This is a genomic window from Rhizobium sp. RAF56 (assembly GCF_052113965.1).
Taxonomy (GTDB): domain Bacteria; phylum Pseudomonadota; class Alphaproteobacteria; order Rhizobiales; family Rhizobiaceae; genus Rhizobium.
Genome location: NZ_JBFRDU010000121.1, coordinates 1 through 874 on the forward strand (window position 1 = coordinate 1; position 874 = coordinate 874).

At 64.2% G+C, this 874-nt stretch carries 1 protein-coding gene and 1 pseudogene; both read left to right on the forward strand.

Going from position 1 to position 874, the window contains the following annotated elements; genetic code table 11:
• Positions 1 to 492: electron transfer flavoprotein subunit beta/FixA family protein (locus tag AB4048_RS28850; RefSeq protein ID WP_442204614.1), on the forward strand; the 492-nt coding region annotated here is incomplete at its 5' end.
• Positions 493 to 749: 257 nt separating this feature from the next.
• Positions 750 to 874, forward strand: a pseudogene (locus AB4048_RS28855) (electron transfer flavoprotein subunit alpha/FixB family protein); the annotation flags it as partial.

The following is an 874-nucleotide window of genomic DNA, read 5'->3' on the forward strand; positions in this document are numbered from 1 at the left end:
GAGACCGATGATGCGGTCGAGCCGCTGGCGGTCGCCAAGATCCTGAAGGGCGTCGTTGCCGAGGAGCAGCCGGGCCTGATCATCGTCGGCAAGCAGGCGATCGACGACGATAGCAACCAGACCGGCCAGATGCTGGCGGCGCTGATCGGGGCGGCCCAGGCGACGTTTGCCTCGAAGATCGAGATCGGCGACGGCTCGGCCAAGGTCACGCGCGAAGTCGACGGCGGCCTGCAGACGATCGAGGTGAAGCTGCCGGCGGTGGTGACCACGGACCTGCGCCTCAACGAGCCGCGCTATGCCTCGCTTCCGAACATCATGAAGGCGAAGAAGAAGCCGCTCGACAAGAAGTCGCCGGCCGATTTCGGCGTGGATACGGCGCCGAGGCTGAAGGTGTTGAAGACCGAGGAGCCCTCCGGCCGCAAGGCGGGCGTCAAGGTCAAATCGGTGGCCGAACTGGTCGACAAGCTGAAGAACGAAGCCGGCGTGCTTTAAAGGCTGAGCCTTGCGGGATCGGCCCTTTCTTCCGTCATCCCGGCCTTGAGCCGGGATCCAGCCCGCGCAAGTCCTTGCGCGYAGACGTCTCTTTCGCGCMGCCGACGCGGCGCGGCTGGATACCGGATCAAGTCCGGYATGACGSASAGGATTTTGGACGGCCTCGCCGTTCCGARAAGCCGCTSAACACGGGAATATTTTTCGAGCGCCGGTCCTTCGCGACCCGGCCAGCTCAGACAGACAGGGAGATTATCATCATGACCATTCTTCTTCTGGCGGATCACGACAATGCCAGCCTTTCCGACCAGACCGCCAAGGCGCTGACGGCCGCCGCCAAGCTCGGCTCCGAGGTGCATGTGCTGGTCGCGGGCGCAAACGCCAA